This window comes from Ectobacillus antri (assembly GCF_003852715.1).
In the GTDB taxonomy this organism is placed as follows: Bacteria; Bacillota; Bacilli; order Bacillales; family Bacillaceae_G; genus Ectobacillus; species Ectobacillus antri.
The window spans coordinates 141,804-168,661 of sequence record NZ_RIAV01000004.1 but is presented as its reverse complement, the minus strand read 5'-3'; the positions used below and the strand labels follow the sequence as shown (position 1 = coordinate 168,661).

General features: G+C 37.3%; 31 protein-coding genes. 4 read left to right on the top strand and 27 right to left on the bottom strand.

Annotation, left to right across the window (positions count from 1 at the left end; all coding sequences use genetic code 11):
- Window positions 1-3 precede the first annotated feature (3 nt).
- Window positions 4-669 carry a lytic transglycosylase domain-containing protein gene (locus tag EEJ45_RS06495; RefSeq protein ID WP_124563979.1) on the bottom strand — a complete coding sequence of 222 codons (666 nt, stop codon included), beginning with the start codon at window positions 667-669 and terminating at the stop codon, window positions 4-6.
- 251 nt (window positions 670-920) lie between these two features.
- On the opposite strand from EEJ45_RS06495, the gene EEJ45_RS06490 reads away from it, so the two are divergent.
- Together EEJ45_RS06490 and EEJ45_RS06485 are read left to right on the top strand one after the other, a co-directional pair.
- Window positions 921-1,751, top strand: a complete 831-nt coding sequence (locus EEJ45_RS06490; RefSeq protein ID WP_124563978.1) for a flagellin N-terminal helical domain-containing protein — start codon at window positions 921-923, stop codon at window positions 1,749-1,751.
- A gap of 69 nt (window positions 1,752-1,820) precedes the next feature.
- The gene (locus EEJ45_RS06485) at window positions 1,821-2,429 is read left to right on the top strand and encodes a hypothetical protein (RefSeq protein ID WP_124563977.1); all 609 of its coding nucleotides are present in this window, start codon (window positions 1,821-1,823) and stop codon (window positions 2,427-2,429) included.
- 172 nt (window positions 2,430-2,601) lie between these two features.
- On the opposite strand, the gene EEJ45_RS06480 is transcribed toward EEJ45_RS06485, so the two are convergent.
- The 22 genes from EEJ45_RS06480 to EEJ45_RS06380 form a co-directional block, all read right to left on the bottom strand.
- On the bottom strand, window positions 2,602-3,516 hold the full coding sequence (locus EEJ45_RS06480) for a DNA-binding domain-containing protein (RefSeq protein WP_245999840.1): 915 nt from the start codon (window positions 3,514-3,516) through the stop codon (window positions 2,602-2,604).
- Between the two features lie 548 nt (window positions 3,517-4,064).
- Window positions 4,065-4,982, bottom strand: coding sequence for a chemotaxis protein (locus tag EEJ45_RS06475; protein WP_124564044.1), 918 nt, complete (start codon window positions 4,980-4,982; stop codon window positions 4,065-4,067).
- Between the two features lie 121 nt (window positions 4,983-5,103).
- Window positions 5,104-5,577, bottom strand: a complete 474-nt coding sequence (locus tag EEJ45_RS06470) for a FliG C-terminal domain-containing protein (RefSeq protein WP_124563975.1) — start codon at window positions 5,575-5,577, stop codon at window positions 5,104-5,106.
- An 11-nt stretch (window positions 5,578-5,588) separates the two neighbouring features.
- On the bottom strand, window positions 5,589-5,918 hold the full coding sequence (locus EEJ45_RS06465) for a DUF3964 family protein (RefSeq protein ID WP_124563974.1): 330 nt from the start codon (window positions 5,916-5,918) through the stop codon (window positions 5,589-5,591).
- A gap of 18 nt (window positions 5,919-5,936) precedes the next feature.
- Window positions 5,937-7,184: a flagellar hook protein FlgE gene (flgE, locus tag EEJ45_RS06460; protein ID WP_124563973.1), complete on the bottom strand. Its 1,248-nt coding sequence runs from the start codon at window positions 7,182-7,184 to the stop codon at window positions 5,937-5,939.
- A 12-nt stretch (window positions 7,185-7,196) separates the two neighbouring features.
- The gene (locus EEJ45_RS06455) at window positions 7,197-7,625 is read right to left on the bottom strand and encodes a flagellar hook capping FlgD N-terminal domain-containing protein (protein ID WP_124563972.1); all 429 of its coding nucleotides are present in this window, start codon (window positions 7,623-7,625) and stop codon (window positions 7,197-7,199) included.
- Window positions 7,615-8,772: a flagellar hook-length control protein FliK gene (gene fliK / locus EEJ45_RS06450; RefSeq protein ID WP_124563971.1), complete on the bottom strand. Its 1,158-nt coding sequence runs from the start codon at window positions 8,770-8,772 to the stop codon at window positions 7,615-7,617. The genes EEJ45_RS06455 and fliK overlap by 11 nt, the downstream gene beginning before the upstream one ends.
- A gap of 15 nt (window positions 8,773-8,787) precedes the next feature.
- Window positions 8,788-9,204 carry a cytoplasmic protein gene (locus EEJ45_RS18345; protein ID WP_164464211.1) on the bottom strand — a complete coding sequence of 139 codons (417 nt, stop codon included), beginning with the start codon at window positions 9,202-9,204 and terminating at the stop codon, window positions 8,788-8,790.
- 128 nt (window positions 9,205-9,332) lie between these two features.
- Entirely contained in the window at window positions 9,333-10,634 is a 1,302-nt protein-coding gene (locus tag EEJ45_RS06445) for a flagellar protein export ATPase FliI (protein ID WP_124563970.1), read from the bottom strand.
- Window positions 10,625-11,305, bottom strand: a complete 681-nt coding sequence (locus tag EEJ45_RS06440; protein ID WP_124563969.1) for a FliH/SctL family protein — start codon at window positions 11,303-11,305, stop codon at window positions 10,625-10,627. The genes EEJ45_RS06445 and EEJ45_RS06440 overlap by 10 nt, the downstream gene beginning before the upstream one ends.
- Window positions 11,292-12,302, bottom strand: a complete 1,011-nt coding sequence (gene fliG, locus EEJ45_RS06435) for a flagellar motor switch protein FliG (RefSeq protein WP_124563968.1) — start codon at window positions 12,300-12,302, stop codon at window positions 11,292-11,294. The genes EEJ45_RS06440 and fliG overlap by 14 nt, the downstream gene beginning before the upstream one ends.
- Before the next feature lie 18 nt (window positions 12,303-12,320).
- The gene (fliF, locus tag EEJ45_RS06430) at window positions 12,321-13,868 is read right to left on the bottom strand and encodes a flagellar basal-body MS-ring/collar protein FliF (RefSeq protein WP_124563967.1); all 1,548 of its coding nucleotides are present in this window, start codon (window positions 13,866-13,868) and stop codon (window positions 12,321-12,323) included.
- Window positions 13,869-13,884: 16 nt separating this feature from the next.
- The gene (gene fliE, locus EEJ45_RS06425; protein WP_124563966.1) at window positions 13,885-14,166 is read right to left on the bottom strand and encodes a flagellar hook-basal body complex protein FliE; all 282 of its coding nucleotides are present in this window, start codon (window positions 14,164-14,166) and stop codon (window positions 13,885-13,887) included.
- Between the two features lie 14 nt (window positions 14,167-14,180).
- Window positions 14,181-14,591 carry a flagellar basal body rod protein FlgC gene (gene flgC / locus EEJ45_RS06420; RefSeq protein WP_124563965.1) on the bottom strand — a complete coding sequence of 137 codons (411 nt, stop codon included), beginning with the start codon at window positions 14,589-14,591 and terminating at the stop codon, window positions 14,181-14,183.
- Between the two features lie 9 nt (window positions 14,592-14,600).
- Window positions 14,601-14,990 carry a flagellar basal body rod protein FlgB gene (flgB, locus tag EEJ45_RS06415; protein WP_124563964.1) on the bottom strand — a complete coding sequence of 130 codons (390 nt, stop codon included), beginning with the start codon at window positions 14,988-14,990 and terminating at the stop codon, window positions 14,601-14,603.
- Window positions 14,991-15,010: 20 nt separating this feature from the next.
- Window positions 15,011-15,289 (bottom strand): hypothetical protein, encoded by a 279-nt coding sequence (locus tag EEJ45_RS06410; protein WP_124563963.1) that lies wholly within the window; start codon window positions 15,287-15,289, stop codon window positions 15,011-15,013.
- Complete coding sequence (locus EEJ45_RS06405) at window positions 15,276-15,647, bottom strand: flagellar export chaperone FliS (RefSeq protein ID WP_124563962.1); 372 nt, start codon at window positions 15,645-15,647, stop codon at window positions 15,276-15,278. Before EEJ45_RS06405 ends, EEJ45_RS06410 begins: the two co-directional genes overlap by 14 nt.
- A 14-nt stretch (window positions 15,648-15,661) precedes the next feature.
- Entirely contained in the window at window positions 15,662-17,005 is a 1,344-nt protein-coding gene (locus EEJ45_RS06400; RefSeq protein WP_164464210.1) for a flagellar hook-associated protein 2, read from the bottom strand.
- A 12-nt stretch (window positions 17,006-17,017) separates the two neighbouring features.
- On the bottom strand, window positions 17,018-17,881 hold the full coding sequence (locus EEJ45_RS06395) for a flagellar hook-associated protein 3 (protein ID WP_124563960.1): 864 nt from the start codon (window positions 17,879-17,881) through the stop codon (window positions 17,018-17,020).
- 15 nt (window positions 17,882-17,896) lie between these two features.
- Complete coding sequence (gene flgK, locus EEJ45_RS06390) at window positions 17,897-19,162, bottom strand: flagellar hook-associated protein FlgK (RefSeq protein WP_124563959.1); 1,266 nt, start codon at window positions 19,160-19,162, stop codon at window positions 17,897-17,899.
- 17 nt (window positions 19,163-19,179) lie between these two features.
- Complete coding sequence (locus EEJ45_RS06385) at window positions 19,180-19,599, bottom strand: hypothetical protein (protein ID WP_124563958.1); 420 nt, start codon at window positions 19,597-19,599, stop codon at window positions 19,180-19,182.
- Between the two features lie 17 nt (window positions 19,600-19,616).
- Window positions 19,617-20,078, bottom strand: coding sequence for a DUF327 family protein (locus EEJ45_RS06380; RefSeq protein WP_124563957.1), 462 nt, complete (start codon window positions 20,076-20,078; stop codon window positions 19,617-19,619).
- A gap of 299 nt (window positions 20,079-20,377) precedes the next feature.
- Here EEJ45_RS06380 and EEJ45_RS06375 point away from each other — a divergent pair, with 299 nt between their 5' ends.
- A complete protein-coding gene (locus EEJ45_RS06375; protein WP_124563956.1) occupies window positions 20,378-20,875 on the top strand; it encodes a flagellar motor switch protein FliG in 498 nt (165 codons plus the stop codon).
- Window positions 20,876-20,906: 31 nt separating this feature from the next.
- The gene (locus EEJ45_RS06370) at window positions 20,907-21,686 is read left to right on the top strand and encodes a CheR family methyltransferase (RefSeq protein WP_380017753.1); all 780 of its coding nucleotides are present in this window, start codon (window positions 20,907-20,909) and stop codon (window positions 21,684-21,686) included.
- Window positions 21,687-21,738: 52 nt separating this feature from the next.
- Here EEJ45_RS06370 and EEJ45_RS06365 read toward each other — a convergent pair whose 3' ends face one another.
- The 4 genes from EEJ45_RS06365 to fliY are packed head-to-tail and all read right to left on the bottom strand — an operon-like array spanning window position 21,739 to window position 26,799.
- Window positions 21,739-23,439 carry a methyl-accepting chemotaxis protein gene (locus EEJ45_RS06365; RefSeq protein WP_164464209.1) on the bottom strand — a complete coding sequence of 567 codons (1,701 nt, stop codon included), beginning with the start codon at window positions 23,437-23,439 and terminating at the stop codon, window positions 21,739-21,741.
- A gap of 10 nt (window positions 23,440-23,449) precedes the next feature.
- Window positions 23,450-24,154, bottom strand: a complete 705-nt coding sequence (locus tag EEJ45_RS06360; protein WP_124563954.1) for a hypothetical protein — start codon at window positions 24,152-24,154, stop codon at window positions 23,450-23,452.
- Between the two features lie 6 nt (window positions 24,155-24,160).
- Window positions 24,161-25,210 carry a hypothetical protein gene (locus EEJ45_RS06355; protein WP_124563953.1) on the bottom strand — a complete coding sequence of 350 codons (1,050 nt, stop codon included), beginning with the start codon at window positions 25,208-25,210 and terminating at the stop codon, window positions 24,161-24,163.
- Window positions 25,207-26,799: a flagellar motor switch phosphatase FliY gene (fliY, locus tag EEJ45_RS06350; RefSeq protein WP_124563952.1), complete on the bottom strand. Its 1,593-nt coding sequence runs from the start codon at window positions 26,797-26,799 to the stop codon at window positions 25,207-25,209. The genes EEJ45_RS06355 and fliY overlap by 4 nt, the downstream gene beginning before the upstream one ends.
- Window positions 26,800-26,858: the final 59 nt, after the last annotated feature.

Sequence of the window (26,858 nt, the reverse complement as noted above, 5' to 3'; positions counted from 1 at the left end):
CCTTTATGCTCTAACATCCACATTCAATATTTTTTTAATGTAGTTTTCTGTTTCACGAAATGGAGGAACACCACCATACTTTCTTACATTACCAGGTCCGGCATTATACGCAGCCAAAGATAAAATCAAATCACCCTTATACTGCTTTAAATAACCGCTGATCTCCTTCACGCCCGCCTCAATATTTTGCCTTGGATCATGCGGGTCCGTCACGCCATGCTCCCTTATATTAACAGGCATTAACTGCATCAGCCCGCGCGCTCCCGCATGCGAAACAGTATTAGGCCTAAAATGCGACTCTGTTTCAATCATTTTCTGAATCAGCTTTACCGGAACCCCGTACTTTTGACTCATTTCCTTAATAATATCTATATACATATTTTCATATTCAGGATTTATAGATTGAATATTATACTTACTCCCCAATTTCCAAGTATCCGGCGCAATGGAAAAACGGCGTTCGTACTCTTTCACCGACTCTGTTTCATTAGCGCGCATCGTTTGCTTCACGGCCGGTTGCACGACTTTTTCCACTTGAATTGCCGTCTCCAGCTCCCTCTGAAACATCTGCTTTTTCGCGTTACTTACAAATTGAAGAGGATTGCTCATTTTCTGCTCAAACTGCATTTTTTTATTTGTTATAAATGTTGTTACAATATTTTCAATCATAGATTCACCTATTATTCATGATGATACTATAATATTAGATTTTTTTATTACACTTTGCAATACGAATAGTAAATAGATTGTGAAGAAAATATAAAATATTGTTAAAATCATATTTTATTATATTTAATCATTAGAATTTGACGTTGACAAAGAGATATCGGAAAACTACAATAAAGGTGTAATTAATTTTTCTAACTATTTTTACATAATCAGAAAAATTAATTATAAAAATTGTATGGGGGTACATACTCATGAAAATTAATACGAACATTAACAGCATGAAAACACAAGAGTACATGCGTCAAAACCAAGCTAAAATGGATCAAGCAATGAATCGTCTTTCCAGTGGTAAGCGTATCAACAGTGCTTCTGACGATGCAGCAGGTCTTGCGATTGCAACTCGTATGCGTGCGAAAGAGAGCGGTTTAGGTGTTGCAGCTCGTAATACGCAAGATGGTATTTCTATGATTCAAACAGCTGAGTCTGCTCTTAGCTCTGTATCTAATATCTTAGTGCGCATGCGCGACCTAGCAGTTCAAGCAGCTAACGGAACTAATGATACAACTGATAAATCTGCTCTACAGGGTGAATTTCAGCAATTAACTGACCAAATCACATACATCACTGATAACACTAAATTTAATGGCGCTAAGCTACTAGATGGTTCTGCAGGAACTGCTGGTATAGTTTCTATCCAGACTTATGATGGTGATACTGCAGGTCAACAAATTACTGTTGATTTAACAAAAGCAAAAACAGATACAACTACTCTAGGTGTTAACGGTCTAGACATCTCTACAGGTGCTCTAGCAGCTGTAACTGCACTTGATACAGCTCTTACAAAAGTTGCAACTGGTCGTGCAGAGCTTGGTGCTACGTTAAACCGACTTGATTACAACATTTCTAATATCAACAGCGAAGCAACAAACATGGCAGCTTCTGCTTCTCGTATTGAAGATGCTGACATGGCAAAAGAAATGTCTGAAATGACAAAATACAAAATCCTTTCCGAAGCTGGCGTAAGCATGCTTTCTCAAGCAAACCAAAGCGCACAAGCTGTAAGCAAATTGCTTCAAGGTTAATGCTTTATAAAAATACCTTTTCCCTACGGAAAAGGTATTTTTTAAATTATATACTAGGAGATTACACATATGATAATGAGTCGTACTGCTGTATCAAGCTTCTCCTCTTATCAGCAAGATTCTGCTACTTCTAAAAAACAGGGTGAAATACAGCATGAAAATATGCAAGATTTATCAATGCAACTACAGTCTGAGCGAGATATTTTACATTCTTATATAGAAGATTATAAAAGTGAATTGGAGGATGTACGACGCACAGATGCTTCGCTGTTATCTATCTCTCAGACGCTGCATTCATCACAAAATAAGATGATAACAAGTTCATCTACCTCTACAACAGAGAATGATAAAAAGAAAATAAAAGTATTACAACCGCAAGCTTCTCGTACTTCTAAACAATATGACAAAATGCATAACCTACTACATACAATCGCAGTGACACGTTCACAATTGCAGGGAGCAGCGGCGCAATTAGAGGAAAATATTTTGTTATTAACAAGTGCCGTTACTCAAATTGACAGCATGATTATTGACGTTCATAGTGGACAAGCTGCAAAAGAAATTAGCCATTTAACAAAAGAACTTCTCCTAAATAAAAAAACTGTACACTGGCACTCTCAATCACTTCATATACGTGCTGTTATAGCTGATTTGCTTAGCGACAACAATACACAATAAAAAGAGGCTAGGACAAAAGGTTTTCAGCCAAAGAAAAATCCGAACTATTAGTCGGAATTCTCTACACAGAATTCGATTTAGTTCGGATTTTTTCCTTTATGAGTGTTCGTTATTCTCTATTCTGTCGGCTTTAGAGTTACATAATGCAGTTATGTCCCGGCCTCTTTTTGTCTTACACTTCTTGTGTTACTCTCTGTAATTCCGAATCTTCTTGCAACATACCAAGCTTATGCAAATCACTTTTACATGTATACACAAACTGAGATAAACCCTTGATTTGTTCAATATCGCTGCTTGTTACAAAGGAATTGATGTTGGCTGTCATATGTTGAATGCCGCTTAACAGCTCTTCTTTTTCTTGTTTCAGACGTGCTGTTTCAGCGCGTAATTGCTCTAACTCTTCTTCTGCACCATAATTTTCTTTTGCATGATCCACCGCTAGATTTGAAAGCTCATATATCCCTTCTATTAATTGATACATTTGGCGCTCACGTACTTCATTGTGCTGAGAAATCGTTTGAAAGTTATGAATCATGCCGGATAATAGATGAACCAGATTTTTGCGCGGCTCATCACGTAGCACTTCAGCTTCTCTATGTAACAACGCATGTGAAGCTTCCAGTTTCCGTTTTGATCTTCTCTTGTATTCTTGCCCAGGCTTTCTTCCTGGTTTTTGTTTTGTTGTATTTTCAAGTGACATTTTATCATTTCTGAGTTTATAGTAGGTATTTTGTAATTGGCTTTTCGTTTTAGGAAACACTGATAACATCTCATTGCTAATTTGCTCAGAGATGATAACCACGCTAATACCGTTCTTTTGAAAGAACTTATATACAGTAAGTAAAAGTTCTAATTCTTCTTTTAGCCAAACTGTTTCGGATTTTTCATACGCTTCTTCTCCGCCGAGTGCTGTTACAGCACCTTGAAACGCGACCATTTTTTCATATAAATATATGACTTCTTCCCCCTGTATACCATATTGCTCTGCAAATTTCGCTGCAGTTGCTTCAAACTCATTTACAGATATGTTAGCAGATAGAGCGTCTTGCAATGTTGTTAGTATATGGATCATATCGTTACGATTCATTTTCAAATTTCGCCCCTTTGTTTTTTATAAAGAACATTTTTATATTCAATTTCATTGATTAACTATAGTGTACCCTATTTTTGAATTATCCGTCAATACATTTTAGTAATTTCATTCTTTAAAAAGAACGTAAAAATATTATTATATACGTGCCACTAGAAAAATCGTCAATCTTTTTTGTTTGGAGAGAAGAGTGGGCGATGTGTGGACTCGGGCGAGGACTAAAAGCTGCACGCGCTCAATAAGACCATACAACACGTAGCGAGGCGTTCTAGCGCTGTGATTTTCTTTCTGTTTCTATGTCGAAAAAACTATGTAGACTTATATAGTTGAACATATATAGATTAAGTTAATAAAAAAACACTCTTTTTAGAAGAGTGAAGAAAACGGTCCGTGTGCAGTTTCAGCCGGTCCTAAAAGAAACTCGTATTGGATAAAACCATACGATATAAAGCACGAAGCTCTTGCGCTTTCATTTTTCTATCGCTGTCATAAACTTGTGGTATTTACATATAAGAGAAGGTAGCGTTCACTACCTTCTCTTATACTTACACATTAAAAATAAACTGATCCACCAAGCCTACTAACTTCTCAATATCAGGCTTACTTACCTGTGCATCTGCTCCTACGGCTTCACCTTTATGATACAATTCGTTTGTAATTAACGAAGAGAAAATGATAACTGGCAACGTGCGTGCAATCGGGTGTTCTTTTACCGTTTTTGTAAGATGATGGCCATCCATTTTCGGCATCTCGATGTCGGTAATTAATAGATTTAAATGGTCGTGCATACCCTCTCCTTGCTCTTTCGCAAGCTTTTCAATTTGCTCAAGCGCTTCTGCTCCATTGCTGAAGAATTGTAGCTTTTTATAGCCGGCTGCAGTTAAAGTTTGCTCTAAGATTTGTCTTAACATATGAGAATCCTCAGCAATATAAATAACCTTGTCTCCACGATTTAAACCATCTTCATTGTTTGGTAGTTTTTTCGCTTCATAGCCCGAAGAATCGCTGATTTCTACGACAATTTTTTCATAGTCCAATAGAAGTACAATTTTGCCTTCTAGCTTCACAATACCGGACGTTGTTTCCTCAAGACCCATAGACAAAGAACCAGGCTCTTCGATTTGTTCCCATGAAATACGCTGAATGCGATGTACTTCATCCACGCGAAAGATTACCTTCATTTGATTCAATTCAGCAATGATGAACTTTGTTTCTTCCAATGGTTTTATGCTTTCAATGTTTAAGCACTGCGCCAAATTGATAACCGGTAAGATTTCACCTCGCACCTGTACCACGCCTTCTACAGCAGTATGCGCCTGCGGAACCGCTGTTACAGGCATTGGATTAATAATTTCGCGCACTTTCATTACATTAATACTAAATAAGCTTTCTCCAATCGTATATGTAACAATCTCCAGTTCATTTGTGCCGCTTTCTAATAAAATACTTTGTGACATAGTAATCCCCTTCCACGCCTGTATCAATAGTGCGTATGTTTTATATAGAGAGAGGAGAAATAAATTCACCATGTAAGCCTTAGCTATTTCGCTACGTTTCCCTCTCATTTTCAATTTGAAATACTAGTTATCTTGTAATATCCGTTAATTCATGCAGTAGTAGTGATTGCGCTTCATATACCTCTGCTGTTGTTGCATCTACAGTTTGTTGTAAAGTTGCTTCTACAGACGTACGAAACGCGAGTGGCATTTCTGAAAGCATCCGCTCCTTTGTAGCAAGGTCCAGACCTTTGCATGCCAAAGCATACACTTCTGGATTTGGCACTTTTACAAACAACTGTTGAAACACGGCAGACGGTAATTCTTTAATCCGTTCAAAATGAATCGGTGTATTTGAAAACAAGAGTTCATATTGAATGTAAGATATATTCTCTCGAATCACTTGAAAATAGCAGTTGTTTTTATCATTTGTAAAATAGCCGAGCGGGTCTGACATAATTCGCTCTACTTTTTGAATAAGATCAGGCAGATTATGCCCCTCCATAATGCTTCGTTGCTCCAAGCCCTCTGCTGTTAAAAACGTAACACGGTACTTATTCATCGCAGTTCCCCCTATGCCAGCAATTCAATATTGTTTAGCCAAAAAGCAAGCTCTTTGTCCTCACCGGGCAGCGCGATAAAAAACTCCTTGCACTTCATTTCATTTGCAAAAGCTTGGTATTGCCAAACACCCTCCTTGCAAATGCCGATAAAATAAAAGGCATGTACTCTTCCTATTACCGCTTTGCGTTCGCCAAACTCATACGGAGGAATTTGCTTGACTTCAAACTGATTCGGTAAGTAGACTCCCGTTTCTTTTTCAAACTGTATAATTTGCTTTGCCAGCAATTGCTTATCCTGAAAAAACGGTAAACTCAGGATACGCTCCTCACGTGTTGTCATAGTGAAATCCCCTTTTTATTAACGAATTAGGTTTACAATATCGTTTAACACTTCATCAGATACTTTAATTACTTTAGAATTTCCTTGGAAACCACGCTGATATACCATTAAGTCAACAAACTCTGTTGATAAGTCTACGTTAGAGCCCTCTGTCGCACCGCCTCGTACAATACCTGCGCCGTTTTGCCCGGATACACCAATACTAACGTTTCCTGCTGAAGGTCCCTCGACATAATTACCATTCCCTATTTTCTCCAAACCTTTTTCGTTCGGAAACGTTGCCACTGCCAACTGTCCAGCTGTTTTTACACTACCGTCTGAATATTTAACCATAACATAACCACCATCAGTAATAGCAAAATCTGTAGGAATGCTTGCTGCTCTACCCGTTACATCAGTAACCTTTAATGTTTTATCCGTTGGATAACGAGTAATATCAGTTAGGTTTAACTCAATCCTTTTACCTCCAATCTCAACATATCTTCTCTCTTCATCATTACTTGAGTTTCCTTGTGCATCAAATATGATGGTGCCTGTTGGTTGCGTAGATTCGACATATCCACCTAACCCATCCGGTGTTCCTGTGATAATTTGGGTAGCACTTCCATCAATAGTAGCACTAAATGAAACCGATCCGTCTGGATTTTCTGTAAACGTTACATCCAACATTTGCTTGTTTCCAGCTACATCATACACCGGAAACTGAATTTTAGTTGTCGGTTCATCTTTAGCCAAATTTCCTGAAATTTTACCAAAGTTAGTTTCTTGACCTGCTACTGCTGTACCTAAAGGGATTGAAATTGGTTGCGGACTTTTGGAAAAATCAATATTATTTGTACCTGCTACCGTCCCATAACCCAAGACATATTTTCCTTCTGCATTCACAAGGCGATTATCCGCAGATATAGAGAATGTTCCTTTACGTGTATACGTATTATTTGCTCCATTCGTATCTCCAAGTAGGAAAAAACCTGCTCCCTCAAAAGCTACATCTGTCTTCCCACCTGTTAAGGTTAGAACACCACTCGTATAGTCCGTGTTAACACCACTTAGCTTTACGCCACTACCTATACTCTTTGCATTTGTTCCAGCGTACTTATCATCTCCTTTTGATCCTGATGTAGTTCGATATAACAAATCATCAAATATTGCTTTTTGTCTTTTATATCCAACAGTTTGTGAATTGGCAATATTATTAGATGTAACGCTCAATGCTTCTTGGTACGTTTTCATACCTGAAATACTCGTATACAATGACTGAATCATCTTAATTTCTCCTTACTTCTCAATTTTGTTTTTTACTGAAATAACTTGTTGCATAGAAATGATTTGGTCACCAATAACTAACTGAATGCTACCACCACTTAGGCGAATTTGATCCACTGTTCCTACAATTACTTCCCCACTTTCACTTGCAGCCTCGACTTCCTTACCTAAAAATTTCATCCCACCCTCAATTGCATTGGACTGAACAGCATTTGAGAACGTCTCAATTGATTTTGTCATATTTTGCACTTGCTCCATCAATGACAATTGTGACATTTGATTCATCATCTGATTCATATCCATTGCATTAGAAGGATCTTGATATTGTAAGCTTGTTAAAAAAAGTTTGAGAAAGTCATCTTTCCGCATCATACCTTGCGTTACACTTTGTTGCGTTTTTTGTGTAACTGGCGTATAGATGCTATTGCCATCAATCTTCATTTTCTGCCCCCCCTAGTAATCCATGAAATATCATATTAGTATCTTCATTTTGTTTTTTTTCTTGTTTTTGTTGTTGTGATTGTCGCTCCTGCTGCCTGCTCTGTTCATTTCCCTCTCTTTTCTCTTCCTGATGCTTTTCAGAGAAACTTACTTCAACTTGTACAGATCGTTCTTGCAATCTCTCTTTTATTTCATGTAACACCGCTTCTACGGAAGACTTCGCATCATTCTTTTCAATGTCTATGTGAATTTGAATCAAAGAACCATTTTTCTTAATATAAACATCTAAAGATCCCAATGATTCCGGTGTTAGCTGTAAAAGTACACGGTCACTTTTTACAGTATATTTTTGAATATCATGTATTTTGGAGTGAAGTTGATGTTGCAAAGAAGATATATTTAGTTTCTCACTCTGTACACCAACACTGTCTTTTTCCGTTAGATGAACTATGGATACTTGTTCGTTGTTAGCAATAGAATCCACCATACCCACAAATGTATCATTAGATCTACCTTCATTCCCTGATAACAATTCGCTTTGGAAATCGTTAGTATCGAGAATCCTATCTAAATCTGATTGGTCACCTATATTTCTTTTAGGAATAAAAATATTGTATACTTCCGTAGAAATTACTTGTTGTGCCTCTAATTTTTGCAATAAGCTTCCAGTAGTGTCTTCGGAAAATAAATAAGAATATTGTATATCTTGTCTTACCTGTAAGGCATTCAATATATCAGTTTGTATATTGTTTGGTAGCTGGTCAATTTTGATATTGCCATATTGTTCTTGTGCTTGTTGCAGAGCTAGTATCAGTGGAACCAAACTTGCTTCGTCCTGTTTTACTTTCTCCAATTCAAGTTGTTGCTTAGATACAGCGGACAAAAGATTCAAGTCCGACAAAGAGAAAACTGTATAATCTATATCAGAAACCGATCTAGTCAAAAGTAGAACGTCTTTGCTTTTTGAATGTGCACTACTTAATTCCGCTGCATCAATTTTTGAACTTACTTCGTTTACTTTTGGAAGCATATTCATATCGAAAAAACCATTTACATTATGTAAATTTTGTATATCGTATAAAGGCGTTTGAGGTTTTTTCACTGGATATAGCGATAGCATTTCTGCAACTTGCATTTGTATATTCATTTATAATCTCCTTTACTACTTAGCAACTGCTAAACACATCTTAAAATCTAATAGATGACGTTCTTCTTTTTTTGTCATTTCTCGTTCGTGCTCCCGCACCTGTTCCACAAACAGCCCTTGTACCACTTTTTGTTTTTCTCGAATTTGCTGCAAGATCGTTTCATTTTTTTGTATAAATTCTCGAATTTTTAAAATTCGTTTATCATACTCTTTTAATCTATCAGGTGCGAATGTATGTAAAGAAAGAATTCCTCCTGCAACGTCTGCTCCCGTTTGTAACATTCTTGAGCGAGAAGTTAAACGATATAACTCTCGTTCTTTCTGTGTGGTTACATTTTGCAGTTCCTGGAGCAATAAACCAATTTCCTTCATAACTTGATGCTCTTCATGTTTCATTTGCATGTTGATAATTTGGTACTGCTCTTTGTTCACAAGTCTGCACTCCTTTATACATACATCTATCTATTATTATATATCTTTTTTTAAAAAATTTCTTTTAGATTTTTATAATATTTTTATATTTTTAATAAAAAAATCTTCCATCATGTTGATGGAAGATTTTAAGAGGAAGAAAGCTGACCTATTTTTTCGATTGTTTCATGGAATTGATATGATTGAGAACGACCTTGCTTTAGAAATTCATTAATAAAAGGCACCTTATCTTTTGCTTTAAAAATATGCGCAGTTTCCGCGTTTTGCTGAATTGTTCCAAGTTTAAAGTATAGCTCATTCTCTTTGTAAAGAGACAAGTATTTGCGAATCTCATTCGCATATTGCCAGTGCGCTTCCTCTACAATCTCTTCCATAATCCGGCTTACTGAATCCAGCACCGATATAGCTGGATAATGACCAAGCACTGCCAATTCACGCTTCAACACAATATGACCGTCAAGAATACCACGCGCTAGATCAGGAACTGGACCATTCATATCATCTCCGTCTACTAGCACTGTATAAATTCCTGTGATTGATCCTAACTGTGTTTTTCCTGACCGCTCTAACAACTTTTTCATATAACTTTCCATTAGCAATGTTTTTCCGCCAATGGGTAAATCTTTTACTGCAATATCAACGCTTCTTCTTGCATCAGCAAAACGAGTAATAGAATCCATCATCAACAATACATTATTACCCTGATCACGGAAATATTCTGCTATGGATGTAGCAAGCTTTGCAGCACGCATTTGCATAAGATGACTCTCATCAGACGTGGCGACAACCACGACACTTTTCTGCATTCCTTCTTCGCCCAGTTCTTTACGAATAAAATCTTGCACTTCACGTCCGCGCTCTCCAACTAAACCAATAACGTTTATGTCTGCTTTAGCATTTTTCGCAATCATGCCAAGTAATGTGGATTTTCCGACACCGGATCCGGCAAAAATACCAATTTTTTGCCCAATTCCAATTGTTAGCATGGAATCAATTGCCTTAATGCCGGTTTCAAAGACATCTGTGATGGCCTGCCGCTCAAATGCATGAATGGGCGGACTATCAAGCTTCACTTTATCAACAGGAGGCTGTTCAGCACGATTAAGGATTTCTCCGTTCGCGTTTAGTACTTTTCCTAACAAGTGTTTCCCACGCGGAATACTAACTTCTTCTGCAAGCTTTATCACCCAGTCCCCATAGCTGACCTTTTCATTTTGGTTAAGTGGTAATAACATATTATTTTCTTTTTCAATTGCAATCACTTCACACAACACACGATTTTCTCCGACTGCACAAATATCACCAATTTTTACTTTGGGACCTTTTGCTATAAAGAGTTGCTCTTGTACACTATGAATTCTGCCCTTGGTTACGTATAAGGGCGCGGAAATAAATTGATCCCATAGCTTTTGTTCTTGCTTTAGGTGCACATCTCTTCCCCCTCCGCTCTAACTTCGGTAACTCTTTCGCGCAGTTGTTTAAAAATAGCACCAATGCGATATTCAAAGTATTCTTTTTCTTCTTCTAAAACGAATTCTCCCAAACCAAGTGAAAAATCAAATTTCCATTCTACCATGCCTAAAAGCCATTGTGCCCGTGCTTCTTCTTGTTGAATATATTCATAAGTATCAGGATGTACAGTAATCCGTAGCTTCTCAAAAGCAATCGGCAAAGTTTCTACAATACCTGTTAAAATTTCCAGCATCGAAAGCTGTTTCGTATCAATCGCTTGATTAACAACTTTTTCAGCCAATTTCAATGTATTATCCCAAAGAAACTCTCGTACTTCATAATGTAATTGCTGTCTTTCTTGTGACAGCGCTACTTCTTGTTGTGCCAGTTCTTCTTCTAAGCGTTGTTTATCAGCAAGAAATTGCAGTTGTGCTTGCTGCAAAGCTTGTTCACGAAGCTCCAACTGTCTCTTGACTTCTGCAAGTTCTTCACGCTCTTTTTGTAGCTGTTCTTTTTCAATTGTAAAGTTCACGATATCTACCTGAGGAATTACATACTCGTCTTTCTCTTCTGTACTATAACGAAGCTTAAATTGCTCATCCGAAAAAGAAACAGAATTCCTGGGAATTCTGTTCTTAAATAATGACATCCTCTTCACCTCGCTGTACGACAATTTTACCGTCCTTCTCTAAACGTTTAACGGTGCTTGTCACTACTTGTTGTGCTTTCTCTACATCCGCAACCTTAAGTGGCCCTAATCCGTCCATTTCATCAACAATCATCTGCTTACGACTAGACGAAATACATGTAAACAATTTCTCTTTAAGCTCTTCTTTTGCACTTTTAAGCGCTTTTGCAAGCAAGTTATTGTCTTTAATTTCTTCAAGAACACGGCGCAATGCCAAATCATCGAGTCGTAGAATATCCTCAAAGACAAACATATTTTCTCTAATTTTTTCAGACAAGGCATAATCTTCTACATCAAGCTTCTCAAATACCGTTTTTTCGACACCACGTGATACATTGTTTAAAATATTTACAATAGTTTTCAAACCGTCTGTTTTATTCGTAGGACCAAATGACATATGCTTAAGTTTTGATTTTAATAGTTCGCCAATTTGGTTAACTAAGTCACCATCAACCTGTTCTAGCTTAGCGATGCGCATAACTGTTTCTACCATTTTTTGCTCAGGTAATTTTTCAATTAGTCGTGATGCTAACTGCGGCTTAATATGTGATGCGATAATAGCAATCGTTTGTGGTGATTCATCATTTAAAATTGTTAAAAGTGACTCTAAATCAGTTACAGAGTTTAAAAAATCGAACGGATTATCAGGATTTAGTGACATATCTTGAATTAACGCTTCCCATTCTTCATCTGACATGTTTTTAAAGAGTCTGCGAATATAGTTACGATTTGGTGCCATCATGCTTAATTCGCGAATACTCATTTCTTGCATAAATTGTCCAAGAACATCTTGTAAAGTATCTGTTGGATATTTCTTAAATCGTGAAATCTCGCGCAACAGGGTTTCTTTTTCATCCTCATTTAAACGAGTTACCACTTCAGCAGCCGTATCTTCATCCAAAACTTGAATTAAGATAGCTGCTTTTTCTCGTGAGGTTATTTGTTCGTTTTTGCTCAATGTTCTTCCCTCACTATTCTACTGATTTAACCATTTTTTCAGGACTCTTGCAGCCTCATCAATATTTTCCTTGGCAAGTTCTTGCACTTGCTGATCTAAAGACGGCTCCTGAGAACCTTCGTCATTTATTGTTGCTGCAACTTCTTTATGAGCTGGTATATCTTCTATAACAAACAAATCTTCTCTATCTTCTTCAACAGTCTGCTCTTCTTTACGCTTGCGTCTGCGCATTACATAAACCCCACCTGCTCCTAAGAGCAATGCAGTTACCACCGCTACTATACCTGAAATTATAAGCCAATTGTTACCCTTTTCTTCTACCTTTGCTGGTTTGGCCTGTTCTTGTTTTGCATAGTCTACAGGAACAACCGTAACTTGCCCATTTGTAAAGCTACCATTGGCATCTGCCTGTAAACCTGCAGCCGTCGCAATTGCTTGCCTAAAGGTATTTGCATCCATGTTGCGCTTGAATAATGTCTCCTCATCTACCCATACAACAACATTTGTACTTGTTAATTCAGGATGCTTAATAATAGTTTCTACTGTTTTATCAATTTCATAATTTTCTGTCGTGTTGCTATTATCTTGATTATACAGTATATTTCCTTCTACACTGTTATTGTTATAATTTGGAACTTCTCCATTTGCAGCAATGCCGGCTTCCGTTGTAGCACCACTGTTCTCCGTTGCAGTGGATTTTTCTTTTTGGTCTTGCTTGCTGCGAAGCATGCTTCGATCACCATACATTTCCGTTTGTCTTGTTACTTCATCATAATTCACTTTCACACTTGTATTTACATGAAAATTATTTAATTGAAACAAGTTCACCAGCGTTTCGGAAATGTTTTGTTTGAGTCGTTCTTCAATTTGTCTTTGCATAACCAGCTCTTTTTCAAAAGAAGAAGAAGCGTTTTGTGCTACGTCTGCTGACTTGGAGATAACGCCTTTTTTACTGTCAATAATGCTAACATCTTCAGCTTTCACGCCGGGTACTGCAGCGCTAACCATATATTGAATACCGAGAATTTGTTCCTGTGTGAGACCTTGATTGCCGCGAACACCAATCGTAACGGCAGCTGTTCCGCTAGGTGTTTTTTCATCAAAGATGCTCTCTTTGTCAGGTAAGGTAAGTTGTACATTTGCGGTTTCAATAGAGTTAATATTTTTTACAATATCACTTTCCAGTTGTTTGCGAATCCCAACAGTTTGTCTCATTTTTTTATCTTGCTCACTGAGCCCGAGGGAACTTTCTAATAAAATATCATCTCCGCCAGCGCCATTGTTAGGTAATCCTAACTCACGCATACTAGCTCGTACCCATACTACATCTTTGTCTGGTACCTTAATAGAGCCGTCTTCTTGTAGCTGATAGTCAACACCTAGTTTAGAAAGTTCGGCTAAAATTTCTTGCTGATCCGTTTCATTTAAATTTTTATATAAAACTGCGTAGTTATCCGGTAATGTGAAATACAATGAAACACTGGTCACAATCGCAAGGAGAACTGCGCCAATCACCATTTTGTGCCAAGACTTAAGACTCCCGGCTATTTCTTTCAGTTTCTCCATCAATTAGCCCATCCTTTTACAGTTGCGTATTCATTAGCTGCTTGTAATTTTCAATCACATTATCACGTATTAATGCAGCTGTCTTCATCTGGCTTTCAGCTTTCATTTGCGAAATTAAAACTTGACTCGCTTCTCCCTCACCCTTGGTAATTAAGTTATATGTCGCAACTTGATTTGCATTTTGTGTTTGTGTCATTTCATTTAACAGAGAAAGAAATTGCTTGCCTTCGTTTTCTCCCGAAAGAGGGCGCGCTGACAAAGTAATGGGTTTAAAGTTTGTAATTTGATCTATACGCATGATATTCTCTCTTTCTATGCTCTTCCAATCTCTAAATCTTTATCGAGCATTTTTTTATTCGCATTTAAAACAGATGTGTTAGCTTCATACATCTTTTGTGCAATCATCGCATTGGTCATTTCAGCCGTTAAGTCAACGTTCGGATACCTTACATACCCTTCGGCATTCGCATGAGGATGTGTCGGCTCATATACAAGTCGTTCTGTTTGATCAACGGATATACTTTTAATATGCACACCTTTGCCCGTACTTTCAAGCATGCCAGAAAATTGTTGAGCGTCTTGCAAAACAACGCGCTGTCTAAAATACGGTGCTTCATTCGGCCCATTTGTTGTATTCATATTCACAATATTATTAGACGTTACTTCCATCCATTTCTTTGCAGCAGTTAATCCAGAACCGCTTATATTCAAGGCATTAAACATATACACTCCCTACTTTCCTCGTGCTGCTTGATTAATTACTTTTTGACTATTCAGTGCTCCAACAGCTAGAGAATAAAGATGATTGGTTTTCATTAATTCAATCATTTCCTTCGTCGTATCTACACTATTTCCATCTTGGTTAACTTTAGCATTGCCCACCTGAATTTGATACGGACGATTTATTTGCGACATAACGGCAATATGCCGTTCGTGCGTAGTTAAAAGTGCATTGTTCCGCTTTATTTGTTGTACAGCACCCTCCTCGTTTAGCCTCTCAATAAATTTTACATCTTTCGCTTTATAACCCGGCGTATTGGCGTTGGAAATATTCCCCGAGATAACATCACGCCTTGCCGTCAAGTAACTCATGTAATTGCTAATTCCGCCCACAAAATCCACAGTTCATATCTCCTTGCCCTTTATACATATTTTCCATACGTAGAATTAGCTCGCCCTTTTGCATTTTCTGACAAGATGATTTGTTCTAATATATCTTTTTCTTCTTGCACTTTGCACTTTGCTTCCTCTAGCAACAAAATAAGTTGCTGTGACAAAACTTCCCGTTTTTCTTGTTCAAGAGATAAAAACCACTGATTAAAGTGGTTCATTTTTTCTTGTAGTTTCTCGTAGGATACAATAATATTTCTCGACTCATTAAAACAACTCAAAAAATCCAGATAGGGTTCATTGCTCTGCATGATGCAACGCCCCTTGGTATCCCTCTATTAATTGTTGAAGCACATAAATCATATCATTAATTCCTTCTGCAGTTCTTGTCATTTTTATTTTGCTAAGTTCTGCTAAGATCCACTCATAAAGCGAAGTCAGATTTTTGTATAACTCTTCATCTGCATCAGGATTTAGCTGCAATGTAAGCTCTTCAAAAATATTCTCTAGCTTTTCAATTACTGCATCCCCTTCTTGAAAACGAAAATTATTTAAAAGTTCTCCTAAATTACGAAACTCAGCAACACTTTTTTCATATATAAGGATTGTGTTTTTAATAGGGTTACTAGTCATAATGCTATTTTGCATATATCGTTGCCACGCTTGCATGCTGCTTCCTCCTTTTAATCATCGTTGTCTTTCTTTGTCACAGCCTTAATGTAATTCAGTTGTGTATTCAAAGCTGCCATCTGTTGTTCTAACTTGGCATACTTCGCAATAATCGCATCTTGTCTAGAGCGGTTTAATTCATCTATTTTAGTAATTTGCGTATTAATTTTTTGCAGTTCTTCATCATAACTCTTAATTCTACTACCGATACTACCTGTTTCACCAAACACCTTGTCCAACTGCTTCTCAAGGTATTTACCAAGTCCATTTGCACCAAAGAAAAAAGCTTTTGCACCGTCAGGATCTTTCTTAAAAGCATCTTGCAGCTTTGTAGCATCTAGGTTAATCCGTCCCGTTTTATCCATTTGAATACCATATGAAGATGCATATTTGCCGTTGACTTGAAATATACTAATTGCTCCTAAAGCTCTGCTTGTACTCAATACCGCATTGGAACCTTGTAATACACCGCCTTCACCGCCGTATGTACCAAGTTTGCCAATGGCATTGTTATATTCATTACTCATTGCCTGAATGATAGAAACAGAATCATTTACAGAAGAGTCACCTACGTTCACTGTTACCGGTGTATTAGCCGGCGTCGGAGTAGTTAATGTGATGCTAACACCAGGCAATATGTTTTCTACTGTATTAGAAGCATTTGTTAGAGATACACCGTTAATAGAGTACTCTGCATCCTGCGCTTCTATAATATTTTTAAATGCATTGCTACCGTCTACAATGCCAATATCTTGCCATAATGACCCTGTACCTGATTCTATTGTAATAGCTGACGCTACACCTGAATTTTTGGCAGTCATATAAAGACGATCTCCGGTGGCATCTTTAATCGTATATACAGATACACCATAGTCCCCGCCATTAATTTTGTCAATAAGCTGCTTATATGTCATACCTGCATCAATAACTACATCTTTTCCATTTAATTTAACACCCGTTGCTGAGGTCACTGTCGCTGCCAAATTAATTGCTGTTCCTCCACCAACTTGATGACGCGTTGCTAATTTTGCAACTTCAATCTTATAAGAGCCGCTAATTGCACTCGCTCCTGCTTTTACGTCCACATATCCAGCAGTAGACATCGTGACCGCTTTTTCACTACCAGTAAAAGATGCAACTTTCCGCACTGCCTGTATAAGTGATGAAAAGTCATTTTGAAAGTTGCTGTACGTTTGCTTGTTTGTTGTCGCTGTATTTTTCTGGCGAAGCATCGGGCTTTTTCTTGCTTCTAACGCTTGCAGCTCCATTTCTACAAGATCAGCTGTGTTAATAAGGGTATTACCAAGACCCCATATTTGGGTTCCGTTTGAACCATATGCTGTAACTGTACCGGCCACTATTCATTCCTCCTACATATAATTCAATATACTTACTTTGTTCATCATGCTAACAGCCTGGAGCGTTGCTTGATACGTTGCATTCATATACGATAAATCTGAAATCGCTTCTGCCATATCAATGTTTTCTACCGCGGAGCGGCTTTCCTCCAATGCGATTTTTTGTGTACCTAAAATATCGGAGAAGCTTTGAATCGTACTGCCTATTGCTCCGACTTCAGTAATTGCATTAATCACATTGTCTGTATTTCGTCTGTTTTCTGCGAGTGCCGTCTGTACACCAGCCATATCATTTGTATTTAGTTTTTCATAGATAGTTTCCAATGTTCGAAGTGCCGGGGTAATCACTTTATTACCACTTTGAAATATTGTGACATCATATCCTTCATTTAGTTTCCAAGTCACACTTTGATCATCACCTTGGTACGCACCATTATCATCATAGGGAGCCGTCTCTGTTTTACTCCCTCCAAAAATATAGCGTCCATCGTATTGCGTATTGCCTAAATACTTGACCTGTTTAATTAAGCTGGCCACTTCATGCGCAATTGCTTTTTTATCTTCGGGAGATTGCGTTCCATTTAGTGCCTGAAGTACGAGTGTATTAGTGCGATCTAAAGCTTGTCGTAAATTACTGAGTGCACCTTCTGTGTTAGATAACACATTCTTCACATCCGTAATATCTTTTTCCATTTGTTCAATATGTCTAAGTGCATGCCCAATGGCTAACGTCTTTCCTGCCGCTAGCGGTTCATCGCTCGGTCGCAAGTATTTCTTACCGGATGATACCTTTTGTTGGTTTTCCGCTACACTTGTTTGTACTCTCATAATTTCATGCTTGGTCCAGTTGGCATGTTGAAATGTTGAAATTCTCATTGTCGATTCCTACCTTTATGAAAGTATTCCAAATAACGTGTCGTACAGTTCGTCAATCACGCGAATGGCTTTAGAATTGGCTGTAAAATAGTTTTGATACATCATTAAATTAACCATTTCTTCGTCGAGATTCACGCCTTCTACGCTGCGTTTATCTTTATCGATTCCTTGTAGCACTTCTTCATGTATAGTATGTTGAGATGTCGCTGTGTTCGTGTCCGTTGCAATTTTTACACTCAACTGATCCATCGCCTTTTGGTATGTGATACCTGATGGAATTGTCGTATTTTTCAACTGCGCAATTTGTTCGGCTTTTTCAGCGCTCAGCGCAAGGGAAAATGCATTGCTTACAAAAGTCGGATTTATTTGCAAGGTGTTTCCATTCTTTTCGAAAAATACTTGTCCTGCGATATCGTTCACTTTCTGAGTAAAGTTATTTGAAAAAGTGTCTAATTCTTCTAGATAAGCAGAAGTATGTTTATCTAGCTCTTCTGCTGCTTTTATACGACCACCTTGTAGCAAAGCAGGCTTATCGTTTAATTGTACTATTCCATTTTGTAGCGTTATCGGAATAGCATCCGTACCCGAAACAACAATCATACCACCTACCCTTATTGTAGGGATATTAGGATTTAAGGATTCATAACCAATCTCTACCTGTGCGTACGTTGATAACTCACTAATCAATTGATCTCGCTCATTTAAGAGTTGGTTTGGAACGGTCGAAGCATCTGCGATTCTTTTATTTATGTTTGCTAATTGCCCTGCAATTCTATTAAAAGTTTGTACAGAAGCTTGTAAATCTTCTTGCGCTTGCCCTTTTGCAGTGCGTAAATCAGTTGCAACACGATTCAATTCAGATGCAAACTTCACACCTTCAGAAACAACGGTTTGATAATACGTAGATTGCGTAGGATTTTTAGATATTTCGTGCCAAGCTTGCAAAAAGCGATCAATACGTGTTGACAGTCCATTATCCCCAGAAGCATGAAACATGCTTTCAACATTCATCAGGCCGGTTTTCATATATTCGTAATACGAAACCGCAGACAGCTGCTTATTGTATTGTCCAGTTTTAATGTCATCTACCACTCTCTCAATACCAAGTACCTTTACACCATGACCTGGACTATCTGGTACAGCACCAAGAGCGCTCATATTGACTTTTTGCCTCACATAGTGATCGCTTTGCAGATTGGTGATATTTTGCTTTGTCGTAGAAATACCCAATTGTGCGGCCATTAAACCGGACAGCGATGTATTATATTCACTAAGCTTCATATTCTGCTAATCCCCTTTTACAATAATTCGTTTACAAATACTTGCGAATTATGGTGTTGTTCCATATGCATTTCAGAAATACAATCAACAATGTTTTCTGTAATAGAAATTTGCAATTGTAATGCATATTGATTTCGCTTTAAAACTTGTCTTGCATTCTGTTCTTCACGTCGAATTTCTGTCACCAATGTTTCTACATACTCGCGTTCTGAAGATGTGAGCATTATTTTCTCAACACTACCATCTGGCAATAAACTTGCGAGCTCTATTTCTTTGTGTTGTAGTTCCTCTAGCAATTTCATTACTTGCATTTGTAGCGGCTGAATATCCTTAACTTTCTTTTCAATCAACAGTATATGTATTTGATTGCCTACATTCGCAATCTCTTTGTATATACTACAAATGTTTTTCATACAACTCGTAAAACGCTCATACATATGTGTCCCTCTTTTCTTTATAAGACTAAGTTCACAATCAATCCGTGAATTTCTCCAATTTTATGAAGTGTTTCTAAGTGACCGGTTTTTGTATTAATCAAATTCATAACGTCTTCTAATTCATTCATTTCAGCTTCTACTCGTTTCACAACCGTCATTTTTTGTGCATATCCGTATTTAGGATGTCTTGACATGACATCTTGGTACTGCATAAGATGATCGACATAAAAGTTTAAAAATGATTTTACTGCATCTTTGTACTCCATTACGTTATCAATTGTTAACTCTACCTGTATTTTTTCCTTTATATGTTCAATCCCTTGTAAAAGTTGCTCCATTTTTTGGGTAGTATCTTCATTTTTGGCGCCCTCGTGAAGGGCTTTATAAAAATTAGGAGAAAGTGTATTACCTTCTTTTGGAGGCGTAAAAGTAGAAACGGGATTAATAAACGCTGGATTCAGCGACACGGAACGCATCATACACATATCCCCTTTACAACATTATATTCTTATTTATATTTATTTTCGGAAAAAATGTTTTATATAGGTATAAAGACATTTTAAGAGAGAGGCTTCCAACTATCACGAGTTCTATTTAAGTATAGCAGTTTATTTTTTAAAACAATATATTTTTCTATCAATTTTATACAATATAAAAATGTTTTACATATAAATTTTACTATTTTTCGTTTTTTATTTCCATTGTAATTTTAAATACTTAAATTTATCGTTTTATTTTTTTGCAAATATGTTAAAATTTTGAGTGAGGTGGCTTGATAATGAATCTTTTTGTTTGTGGATCCAATCAATTAACAAGTGCGGATAAGAAAGTAATTCGAACTTTCTTAAAACAATATGCACCAAAACACTCCATTCATGTTTTATGCTATAAATCTATTGAAAACGAAGTGTTACGTTTCTTTCTTGAAAATGAAACATATGCACCTCACTTGCATATATATACTTTTCAACCTTTTGCTAACATGACTGCATGGTTTCAGGATATGGTCTCACACTTTTTGTCTCTAGGAGCACATTATACATCCTTCAATCATGTACTGATTCCTTTGTATCGCTCTGATTATGTGCAATACACTCGAAATCTCGTTAAACAAGTCGATTTGGTTGTATGTTTTTATAATGGAGATACACATAAATCTGTTATTGCTGCAGATATTGCAAAAGAGAACGGAATTGATACTTTTATTTGTGATTTACCAGGAGAACATACCGAGCGTGCAAACCGTCAGCTTGAACGTATGCTACGCTTACTGTAAATTCTATCAATCACAGAAAGGATATACCGCTGTGCACAACATAACATCTGAAGAACACGCATATCTTGCATTTTGCCATCGTCTGAAAATCATGCGAGGAATTGATCTTTCTCTCTACAAACAAGATCGCATGAAGCGTCGCGTGGATTCGTTTTTACTGCGACAAGGCTTTCAAACATATGAAGCTTTTTTACAAGCACTCAACTCTGAGCTTTTCAATATCTTTGTTGATTACCTGACTATACATGTGTCTAATTTTTTTCGAAATTATGTAAGATGGACAATCCTGCAGCAAGATATATTACCATTACTATCAACAGACTACACTTCTCTTAAAATTTGGAGCGCGGCTTGTTCTTCAGGTGAAGAGCCTTATACATTAGCTATGATTTTAGAGCATATGCGGTTACAGTATCATATACATGCTACTGATATTGACCCGCACATTATAAAGGTAGCTAAAACAGGTGTGTACCACGAGCGTTCTCTAAGCGAAGTTCCCGCTTTGTTTAGAGACACATACTTCACGAGACAACATGATTCCTATACGATAAACAAAACATTGCAAAAACAGATTTCCTTTGAACAGCATGACTTACTTACTGACACTTTTGCGCAGAACTACGATTTAATCGTGTGTCGAAACGTGATGATTTACTTTACCGAAGAAGCCCGAAATATGGTATATCAAAAATTTAGCAATGCTCTAAGACCGGGCGGTGTGCTGTTTGTGGGTAGTACAGAGCAAATTTTATCTCCAGAAAAGTATCAATTCAAAATTATTCAGCCGTTTTTTTATCAAAAAATATAGAAAGGTGTCTCGTATATATGCGAGACACCTTTTACAATTTAAATTACATGATTTAATGCAGCTTATAATTTTCGAGCATTTCCGCAAGATCCCGAGATATTTCTTGTGAAGAAGCAGCCTCCTTCTCCATATGCATTACGGTCTGTTTCTGATCAGTCGCTTGCTTTGCGATATAATTTGTTTCCTCTGCATATTGTGTAGATAATGCCACAACTTCAACGAGCGTATCTTTGACATCTTCAGCCCCTGCAGACATCTCCTCTGTAGAAGCCGAGACTTCAGCCATCTCTTTGGAAATCATAGTAATATTGTGGACGATTTCTCCTATTTCAGCCCCGGCTTTTGTAATCATCTCTCGTCCTTTGCTTGTTTCTGCAACGCCTATTTCAACCCATTTTCCGGCTTGTTGAATATCTTTATAAATGCGTGAAATAAACACTTGAATCTCAGTCGTTTCGCTTTTTGATTGCTCCGCAAGCTTTCTCACTTCTTGTGCTACAACCGCAAAACCTCTGCCATGCTCTCCTGCACGTGCAGCTTCAATCGATGCATTTAATGCCAATAAATTAGTTTGTTCAGCGATGTCATGAATCGTTTTTACTACTTTTTCAATTTGCTTAGAATTTTGAGATAAGTTTTGAATGGCAACAGAAGTTTGTTCTACTACATCATCAATAACTTGTACTTGTTTCACAGAATCTTCAATGCTCTTCATGCTCGAGTGTGCCTGATTGGTTACACTTGCTGTTGTACCAGCTACATTTGTTGCCGCGGCGGAAACACGGTGCACACTTTCCGTTATATCTTGTAACGCAACAAGACTGCGATTCATACGCTCTGCTTGTTTGATTAAGTTGGTGGAAATAGCTGTTAGAGACGACTCTTGTTGTACAGCTGTTGCAGCCACTTCATTTGAACTTATCATTACATTTGCAGATTCAGCTGATACTCGTTCTGATACATTTCGAATGTGAAGCATCATCTGCCGCAATCCCTCTATACAAGCATTAAAACCTTGTACAACATCACCGATCTCATCTTTTTTATTGTACTGAAGCTGAAAGGATAAATCTCCATAGTTTCCCGCAAACTCCTGTAATCGCTCAGCAACTGTATGCAACGGACGTAATGATCGTCGAATTGTTATGTAGTTCACTACAATTAACACGCTACTAGTTATGATTAAAAGTGCACCTGTTACAACTTCAATTTGTAACTTTGCACGATTAATTGCCCGAATTTCATCATTTAGCTTTTTTTCGACTGATATTTTTTGGGCATTTGCTAAATTAACGCTAGTATCAATGACCTCCATCGCTTGATTAGCTTTAATAAGACCTTGAAGTCGATCTTGCTCTTTTGTCAACAGCAGTACCTGCTCTTCCCCCTGCTGAATTTTAATTTGTAATTGCTGCAAAAAATTTGTTTTAAACTTACTTTTTTGTATGTCGCTCATGCTACGTTTTACAGCACTATAACCTTTAGTTGCTTCTTGCAATTTATCTATTAGCTTCGGTGCAGCTTCTTCACTTGCATTTGGATCGTACCAAAAGCTACCGCGCACTGCTGATGTAATAGAAACTAGCTCAAAACGCACTTCATCATATAACCTAATGGTTTTACCAGCTTGCATAATTATATTTTCCCGCTTTGCTTCATATGTACCGACTATATACGACGCAAAAAGAAATAAAACAAGCAATAATACGATGAAAAAAGAATTTAAGATTGTAATTTTTTTAACCAGTTTCATAGTAAGCTCCCTATTTTGTAATAAATGCATATATGATAAAAATAAGAAAAAAGATTACTATGATTCCTCCAACAAACATGAATGATTGTACAGACTTGCTTGTATATTCTTTTACAAACATACTCATTACCGATTCCATTGCCACTCGCATCCCAATAAAATCAAAATGATTCTTTTCTTTCGTATCTATATCTATGCGATTATGCATTTGTTTTAATAATTCAGTTAATTCTGTTATGTGTTTTTGTAATGTTTCTAATAACTGCTGGAGCATAAGCGGGGCAACAAGCTTATCTCCTGTTATACTTAACTCGGATAAAGTAGGAATCTGCACGGTCATCATTTCATTTTCGTTCACAAGGATTTTCATCGTAATCTTGTACCCATCTTCATCCAATAGGGGTATGTTTTGAACACGTGCGTGGTCAATCAACTGTCCCAAGAGTAAATTTGCTTCGTCTATACTTCCCTGAATTTCAGCTTCTTTCATATGTTGCTGTAGTGCTTGTAATATATTTTTGTAAACGAGCCTTGCTTCTTGTACAGCTGCAAGACCCGCTGAAAGGCTCATAATCATAACAACCGGAGGTCCTGTTGTTTCTACAAACGCCATGTTCACTGTTTCTTTTATAATTTGAGGTGATGTAACGTTTTGTACGTTTCCAGTTGTTAAAGAAGACGGCCGTGAGATTGGTACATCAGAAAAAATTTTCACTCTCCTTCACTCCATTCTTCCCCACTCTATACTACCGCGGATTGCAAAAAACAAGACGAACCCCCCTACGATATATAAGATGGACTTAGGCAACTCCGCTGTAGTGATGGCAGAGGGCGATCTGTTTTCATTCTGTATTTGATTCTTTCTCTCCTGCACCGCCGCTATTTGCTGATTTTTATTAGTAGTTGGTACAAGTGATTTTTTTACCTCTGAAACAAAAGGATCTTCACTCTTAACAACCTCTAACAATTCCGGGGTTTCTGGTTGCAATTCTATCTGAGGTCTTTCTACCGGTTTGTTTTCCTCAGGCGGTACTTCTTGAGATGGTGGTACCTCCTCTGTATGTTCACGAACAATAAGCTGTCCTTCCTCTTCATGTACATTACCCGCTACATCAACAGCACGTAAAACCAGGTGGTATTCACCTATATCTTCTTTCGTAAATATATAAGGTGTGACCCAAGAACCCTCATCTTCTTCTAGGCACAAAGCAGTTTGCTCTTCTCCATTCGTCAAAACAGCAGAGACTTCCCGTAAACCAGATTCATTGTCCGCGACTGTTTCTAAACGGAGTGCATTGCCAACTGTAACTTCTAGCGTATTTGATGCTGTAATAATCGGAGGTATTTCGTCTATTAATTCCGGTTCATCGGATTTTACAAATGCATTGATGGTTTTTCTTTTCCATTCCTGTGTATAGTAGTACAATTCTAGATTCCATTGCCCCTTGCTATCATAAGGTCCTATCTCATATGTACCACTCCAGCTACCGTTTTTTTGCTGTACAAGCTCAAACAATCTTTGCTGCTCTGTATTGTTTGTTGATTGGTCAGGGCGTAGCGCCACCCATACTGCATGAGATTCTATATCCCCAGAAAATATTACTGTTATGCTTACTGAATCTCCACTGTATACTTGTTGATTAGAAACCTCAATTTGTACATCTTCCTCTACTGATTTCATTATGTCATATTGGCAAAAATGAGAGGTTTGTACTGTTTCCGATGGCTGTAACAGAGCTGTAAACAAAGTAAAGGCAAGAAAAAGCTTCATAGTGTTTTTGTCACCCTTACACCAAAATACCCATTCACATTGACAAGCTCACCAAATCCAATTAGAACACCGTTGGCCATGATCTGAATCGGGTCTTCTACCTCTTCTTCTAAAGATACGACCTCGTTCTCCGTAAGCTTTAGAATTTCATCAATGGTTTTTGTTGTACTACCAAATATGAATTCAAGCTGTACTTCAACATTGCTTAAGGTTTCATCTGACAGAAGTCCTGTCAAATTGTGTTCTTGTGATACCAATTCTTCTAATTGAATAGCTTCGATAACTTCGACCGGAGTAGTTGACTCAGGCGCTTCAATGTCTTCCGTATAAGAAGATAATTTGCGAATCATCACTCGTGCTTCATGTAATGGTAAAAATTGATACATGGTAGAACGAATTAATTCTCCAATCTCTAATTCGAAAGTAATTTGAACTAAACCATTTTTGGCAGCTTCATTAGGAAATTGATTCAATTCCTCTGCCAAGGTTACAACCTTTAAGACTGGTGGGGTAATGTCCACAACATCTCCAAACAACTCTGACATAGATGTAGCAGCATGCCCCATCATTTGATTCATGACTTCTTGTGTAGCACTCAGTTCAAATTCAGTAAGTTCTTTTCCTTCTTCAACCTCACCTGTTCCCATCATCATTAAATCCACCATTACTAGTGCTACTTCCTTAGATAACACGAACACGTTTTGATGGTTAACAGCGTGAATAAAGTCCACATTTAGCACAACAAAAGGAATAAGCTGTTCGTCATACGCATGTACAGAAATAACATCTACCGCTGGTACACTAATATGTACCTTTTGATTTAAAAGCGTAGATAATACCGTGGAAGCTGAACCAATAGAAATGTTTGCAATCTCACCAAGCGCATCTCTTTCATATTGACTGAGTGCCGGAATTGATGGCGTTTCGCTCGTTTTATTAGTTTCACCGGATAGTGCATAAAGTTTATGAATCATTTTTTTTGCATTTTCTAATGAAACAATTTGCACAAGTTTTGAATCGACAAGATTATCAATTGTTAGATTAAATGCTACACGAATGAAAACATTGCTGCCTTCTATGCCTGGATTTTTTTCTAGTTCTTCAATCAATTTCACCACTTGAATTGTAGGAGGTGACATATCAACCGTTTCTTGAAAAAACTCTGACATTGAAGTAGCCGCAAATCCCATCATTTGATTCATCGCTTCTTGTACTGCACTAAGCTCCAATTCAGTTAATTCTTTTCCTTCAATATTACCATCACCCATCATCATTAAATCAGCAATAGCTAGTGCTACATTTTGATTCATAACCAAGAGATTATCCATATCCAATCCTTTTGTGAAATGGATATTGAGAACAACATGAGGAATTTCAACATCTCTGTTATCAATTAAGCTGACTACATCTACTTGTGGAGCTGTAATGGTAACTGTTTTATTTAAAAGTGTAGACAAAATAGTGGAAGCCGAACCAAAAGATATATTAGCAATTTCCCCCAAAATATCCTTCTCTTCTTGGCTTAATATATGGGCGTATTTGTAATCTGTTTCATTTGCCAATATATCTTGCTTCTGATCATAGACCATAAAGACGTCTCTCCTGTCATAGTACATATAAAGGTATGTTACTTATTTAAAATGTCCCT

What these genes read in the sequence shown, in the direction of transcription:
- EEJ45_RS06495 (WP_124563979.1), bottom strand. Translation starts at nt 669, where the DNA reads ATGATTGAAAATATTGTAACAACATTTATAACAAATAAAAAAATGCAG.
- EEJ45_RS06490 (WP_124563978.1), top strand. Translation starts at nt 921, where the DNA reads ATGAAAATTAATACGAACATTAACAGCATGAAAACACAAGAGTACATG.
- EEJ45_RS06485 (WP_124563977.1), top strand. Translation starts at nt 1,821, where the DNA reads ATGATAATGAGTCGTACTGCTGTATCAAGCTTCTCCTCTTATCAGCAA.
- EEJ45_RS06480 (WP_245999840.1), bottom strand. Translation starts at nt 3,516, where the DNA reads ATGAATCGTAACGATATGATCCATATACTAACAACATTGCAAGACGCT.
- EEJ45_RS06470 (WP_124563975.1), bottom strand. Translation starts at nt 5,577, where the DNA reads ATGAATAAGTACCGTGTTACGTTTTTAACAGCAGAGGGCTTGGAGCAA.
- EEJ45_RS06465 (WP_124563974.1), bottom strand. Translation starts at nt 5,918, where the DNA reads ATGACAACACGTGAGGAGCGTATCCTGAGTTTACCGTTTTTTCAGGAT.
- flgE (WP_124563973.1), bottom strand. Translation starts at nt 7,184, where the DNA reads ATGATTCAGTCATTGTATACGAGTATTTCAGGTATGAAAACGTACCAA.
- EEJ45_RS06455 (WP_124563972.1), bottom strand. Translation starts at nt 7,625, where the DNA reads ATGAAGATTGATGGCAATAGCATCTATACGCCAGTTACACAAAAAACG.
- fliK (WP_124563971.1), bottom strand. Translation starts at nt 8,772, where the DNA reads ATGAATATACAAATGCAAGTTGCAGAAATGCTATCGCTATATCCAGTG.
- EEJ45_RS06440 (WP_124563969.1), bottom strand. Translation starts at nt 11,305, where the DNA reads ATGTCATTATTTAAGAACAGAATTCCCAGGAATTCTGTTTCTTTTTCG.
- fliF (WP_124563967.1), bottom strand. Translation starts at nt 13,868, where the DNA reads ATGGAGAAACTGAAAGAAATAGCCGGGAGTCTTAAGTCTTGGCACAAA.
- fliE (WP_124563966.1), bottom strand. Translation starts at nt 14,166, where the DNA reads ATGCGTATAGATCAAATTACAAACTTTAAACCCATTACTTTGTCAGCG.
- flgC (WP_124563965.1), bottom strand. Translation starts at nt 14,591, where the DNA reads ATGTTTAATGCCTTGAATATAAGCGGTTCTGGATTAACTGCTGCAAAG.
- EEJ45_RS06410 (WP_124563963.1), bottom strand. Translation starts at nt 15,289, where the DNA reads ATGCAGAGCAATGAACCCTATCTGGATTTTTTGAGTTGTTTTAATGAG.
- EEJ45_RS06405 (WP_124563962.1), bottom strand. Translation starts at nt 15,647, where the DNA reads ATGCAAGCGTGGCAACGATATATGCAAAATAGCATTATGACTAGTAAC.
- EEJ45_RS06395 (WP_124563960.1), bottom strand. Translation starts at nt 17,881, where the DNA reads ATGAGAATTTCAACATTTCAACATGCCAACTGGACCAAGCATGAAATT.
- flgK (WP_124563959.1), bottom strand. Translation starts at nt 19,162, where the DNA reads ATGAAGCTTAGTGAATATAATACATCGCTGTCCGGTTTAATGGCCGCA.
- EEJ45_RS06385 (WP_124563958.1), bottom strand. Translation starts at nt 19,599, where the DNA reads ATGTATGAGCGTTTTACGAGTTGTATGAAAAACATTTGTAGTATATAC.
- EEJ45_RS06380 (WP_124563957.1), bottom strand. Translation starts at nt 20,078, where the DNA reads ATGATGCGTTCCGTGTCGCTGAATCCAGCGTTTATTAATCCCGTTTCT.
- EEJ45_RS06375 (WP_124563956.1), top strand. Translation starts at nt 20,378, where the DNA reads ATGAATCTTTTTGTTTGTGGATCCAATCAATTAACAAGTGCGGATAAG.
- EEJ45_RS06365 (WP_164464209.1), bottom strand. Translation starts at nt 23,439, where the DNA reads ATGAAACTGGTTAAAAAAATTACAATCTTAAATTCTTTTTTCATCGTA.
- EEJ45_RS06355 (WP_124563953.1), bottom strand. Translation starts at nt 25,210, where the DNA reads ATGAAGCTTTTTCTTGCCTTTACTTTGTTTACAGCTCTGTTACAGCCA.
- fliY (WP_124563952.1), bottom strand. Translation starts at nt 26,799, where the DNA reads ATGGTCTATGATCAGAAGCAAGATATATTGGCAAATGAAACAGATTAC.